General features: G+C 62.1%; 4 protein-coding genes. 1 reads left to right on the top strand and 3 read right to left on the bottom strand.

Annotated features, from left to right (window positions below; genetic code table 11):
- The 3 genes from AAC083_RS20525 to trmA form a co-directional block, all read right to left on the bottom strand.
- Positions 1–834: HAMP domain-containing protein (locus AAC083_RS20525; protein ID WP_146181541.1), on the bottom strand; the 834-nt coding region annotated here is incomplete at its 3' end.
- A 35-nt stretch (positions 835–869) separates the two neighbouring features.
- Positions 870–1,580, bottom strand: a complete 711-nt coding sequence (gene rstA, locus AAC083_RS20520) for a two-component system response regulator RstA (protein WP_181364598.1) — start codon at positions 1,578–1,580, stop codon at positions 870–872.
- A 137-nt stretch (positions 1,581–1,717) separates the two neighbouring features.
- A complete protein-coding gene (gene trmA / locus AAC083_RS20515) occupies positions 1,718–2,878 on the bottom strand; it encodes a tRNA (uridine(54)-C5)-methyltransferase TrmA (protein WP_258224567.1) in 1,161 nt (386 codons plus the stop codon).
- Between the two features lie 171 nt (positions 2,879–3,049).
- Here trmA and AAC083_RS20510 point away from each other — a divergent pair.
- Positions 3,050–4,058: DUF5610 domain-containing protein (locus AAC083_RS20510; RefSeq protein WP_108535538.1), on the top strand; the 1,009-nt coding region annotated here is incomplete at its 3' end.

The raw sequence follows: 4,058 nt of genomic DNA, 5'->3' as shown, positions 1-4,058 counted from the left end.
GTATTGCAGCGGCAGCTCGGGGCGATCCAGCCTGGCGTAGGTGAGCATCTCCTCGATGAGGGCGTCCAGTGCCCCCAGATCGCGTTCCAGCCCCTGTTGTTCCGCTGCCGATGGTTGCGGATCCAGCATGGCGAGCCGGTAGCGCAGCCTGACCAGCGGGGTGCGCAGCTCGTGGGCGATGGCATCGGTCAGCTGTTTGCGAGTGGCCAGCATGGCTTGCAGCTGTTCCGTCATCTGATCGAAGGTGCGACCCACCCGGCCCAGGCTGCTGCCGGCGGGCAGGCCGGTGCGGCTGGAGAGATCCCCGTCACCAACCCGGCGGGCGGTTTGTTCGAGCCGTTGCAGACCACGCCAGTGCGGGCGCAGCCAGAGCAGTAGGGGCAGACCGAGGGAGAGACCGATGGCCAGCAGTAGCCCCACATCGACCCAGTGCAGCTCGTGCAGATAGGAGAGATAGGGCACGGGGCCGACGATCAGCACCTGATCGGTGCCCGGGATGCGTTGCAGGAAGGTGTCATCCTCCTCGACGATGGCTATGTTGCCCGCCTCGAGAAAGGCCTGATCCTCCTTGGCCAGCGGCTGGTTGGCGAGGGCGCCGATCTGCAGCGGCAGGGTGAGCTGGCGGCTCTGCTCCCCCATGCGCGCGGGCCAGTGTTCCGGCGGAAATCGCGCCAGTTCGCCGGTGAGCAGGCTGAGGGAGCCTTGCATCATCCGCTCCAGATAGCGGTCGCCCGCCCGCTCGGTGCTGATCTGATAGACAAAGCCGACCAGCAGTATGGCCAGGGTGAAACAGCCGATCAGCAGCAGGTAGAACTGGATAAACAGACGGCGCATTGGGTGTGCTCTCCCGTGGTCAGTGGCGGATGGCCCTATGATTCCCAGGCGTGGGGCACCAGCAGATAGCCCTTCTGGCGCACCGTCTTGATGCGAGTCGGGTTGTTGCTGTCATCCCCCAGCTTGCGGCGCAGGCGGGAGATGGCCACATCCATGCTGCGGTCCTGACCGTCGTAGTCGCGGCCACGCAGGTTGCGAAACAGCGCCTCCCGTCCCAGGATCTGGCCCGCATGGCAGGCCAGCTCCCACAAGAGGTCGAAGTCAGCGGTGGAGAGGGGGATGCTGTCGCCATCGAGGCGCACATCCCGACCCGGCCCGTCGATCTGCAGGCGACCGAACTGCAAGCGCTGGGGCGGCGTACTGGCCACGGCTGCTTGCGGTGCCTGTCCCTGCTGGCGAAACTGGACCCGCAGCCGAGCCAGCAGCACAGGGGGCGGCGTTGTCTTGAGGATGTAGTCGTTGGCTCCCAGCTCCAGGCTCAGGATCTGGTTCATGTCGCTGTCGAGGGAGGTGAGCATGACGATGGGGCCCTTGAAGCGTGGCCGCAGATCCCGGCACAGGGAGAGACCATCTTGCCCAGGCAGCATGATGTCGAGCAGCACAAGGTCTGGTTGCTCGGCTTCGATTCTGGCAAGTGCCATGTCACCTCTGGGCTCCAGCAGCACCTCTATGTCGTGGCGGACAAGCCAGCTGCTGATGAGCTGGCCTATTTCGGGATCATCTTCAACAAAAAGAATGCGTTGCATTGTGGCGTGACACCCAGGCTGTGGCGCGGATGCGCGTGCCGCCAGCATAATGGCTCCCGGCCCGGCGTGCACAGGGATAACTAATCAAACAGGGCCCGCAGGCCCTGTTGTCATACTGGTCGTGGAGACCCGCCGAATCAGCCTGCCTTGCGCTTCAAGTAGACCCCGGCTTCCATGTGATGAGTCCAGGGGAACTGGTCAAACAGTGCGAGGCGGGCGATCTCGTGGGTCTCGCCAAGCAGCTGCATGTTGGCTTGTAGTGTCTCCGGGTTGCAGGAGATGTAGAGGATGTTGTCGTACTCCTGCACCAGTTTGACGGTGGCATCGTCGAGACCGGCGCGGGGCGGGTCGACGAAGATGGTGTTGCACTGGTAACTCTTGAGATCGACTCCCTTGAGGCGGTTGAACTCCCGCTCGCCACGCATCGCCATGGTGAACTCTTCGGCCGACATGCGCAGTATGATCAGGTTGTCGACGCCATTGGCGGCGATGTTGAACTGGGCGGAATCCACGCTCGGCTTGGCAATCTCGGTGGCCAGCACCTTGCGGAAATTCTGGGCCAGGGCGATGGAGAAGTTGCCGTTGCCGCAGTAGAGCTCCAGCAAGTCGCCTTCGCTCTCCCTGGTCACATCCAGCGCCCATCCCAGCATCTGCTCATTGATGGCCGCGTTGGGCTGGGTGAAGCTGTTCTCCACCTGCTTGTAGACGAGCTCACGGCCCTGCACTGTCAGTCGCTCGATGACAAACTCCTCACCCAGGCAGATCTTCTGTTTGTGGGCGCGGCCAATCAGCCGCAGGTCGAACCCCTGAGCACGCAGAGCGGCTTGCAGCGTCTCGGCGGCTTGCTGCCACTCGGCCTCCAGCTTGCGGTGATAGAGCAAGCTGACGCAGAGCTGACCGGATTGGGTGGAGAGGTAATCGATTTGAAACAGCTTGCGGCGCAGCACGGGGTGTGGGCGCAGCCCTGCCAGCAGCAGCGGCATCAGCTGGTTGATCAGAAGGCTGGCGGTGGGGAAGTGATCGACCCGGATGATCTCCTTGGTGGCCGGTGCATACATGCAGTGGAAGAGGTCATCCCCCTCGTGCCAGATGCGAAATTCGGCGCGCATCCGGTAATGCTCGGCGGGGGAGGCATGCACCTCCAGTGAAGGCGGATTGAACCCGGTAAACAGCTGGGTGAGTCGCTCGCTCTTCTCATCGAGCTGGGCCTGATAGTCGGCGGGGGTCCGCAGGGCCTGAGAATTGGCGACAGCCCGCTGGGGTTGAGCATCGGCGGGAGTCCGCTGGGATTGGGTCATGATTTACCTCACATGCACGCCGGCCGGGCCGGGTCGAAATCGGGGGAAGGCAACGGGCCACCCAAAGGGTGTGGATTTTAAAAGGCCGTTGCAGATTGTCCAGTATTTTGTGGTCAAGAAGTGTTCAGTCAGGCCGATACCTGATCTACAGGCATGGTGGGAGGACACATTATGCAAATCGACGGCGTGGGCTCAGCCCAAACCAAGGGGGTGGGCGTTTCGCCCAAGGCACCCCAACAGGCACAAGAGAAGCAGACCCGCAGCGCAGAGGAGGTCTCCCTGCACAAGCCGCCCAAATGGGCGCAGGTGCTGGTGCAGCAGGCGTTGCAGTTTGCGCTGGAGATCAATGGCCAGGGTTATCAGGCTCCGAAGGCAAAAGAGCCCGAGGAGATAACGCCGGAGACACTGTTCGACTTCCAGTCGGTGGCGGACAATGTGCTGCAGTTCATCACCGGGCGGCTTGGCGCCGCGCGGGCCGATGGCAAATCCGACGACGACCTGACCAGTATGATGGAGCAGGCCCGCAAAGGAGTGGACAAGGGCTTTGGTGATGCCCGCAAGCAGTTGGGTGACTGGGCTACCGATAACGAAGACATCAAGACGGGCATAGATCAGAGCTACAAGCTGATCCAGAAGGGGCTCGATCAGTTCGAGAAGGAGTTCTTCGGCAAGGTCTCTTCCACCGACATGGGGCAGGCCGAAATGGCCAGTCGCCAGCAGGGATCGCTGGAGATCCAGACCAAGGATGGCGACAAGGTGGTGCTGCGCTTCAATGACAATTGGCAGATCAAGTCACATAAAGACGACAGCGGCAGCCAGTTCAGCCTCAAGTCGAGCCAGAGCTTCAGCTTCTCGCTGGAAGGGGATCTCAGCAGCGCGGAGATGGACTCCATCGGCAAGTTGGTCAAGGGGATCGACGATCTGGCGGGCAATTTCTTCTCCGGCAACTTCGAGGATCTGCTGAAGAAGGCGGGCGAGCTGAAGCTGGATGACAGCCAGCTCGCCTCCTACTCCCTCAAGCTCAAGCAGAGCGTCAAGCTGAGCCAGACCTACCAGGGGGCCAGCTCGTTGCAGGATCTCCTCAAGCCGCTGGCGGACTATCTGCCCAAGCTCGATCAGGTGCAGCAACAGGCGGATGCCCTGCTGCCGAAATCGCAGCAGCAGGCACTGACTCCTGCGG

Origin of the sequence: Aeromonas sp. HMWF014 (assembly GCF_963878295.1) — a bacterium.
Taxonomy (GTDB): Bacteria; Pseudomonadota; Gammaproteobacteria; order Enterobacterales; family Aeromonadaceae; genus Aeromonas; species Aeromonas popoffii.
This window is presented reverse-complemented; position numbering and strand designations above follow the sequence as displayed.

Excerpts from the sequence above, each read along its gene's own strand:
- rstA (WP_181364598.1), bottom strand. The coding sequence starts at position 1,580 with ATGCAACGCATTCTTTTTGTTGAAGATGATCCCGAAATAGGCCAGCTC.
- trmA (WP_258224567.1), bottom strand. The coding sequence starts at position 2,878 with ATGACCCAATCCCAGCGGACTCCCGCCGATGCTCAACCCCAGCGGGCT.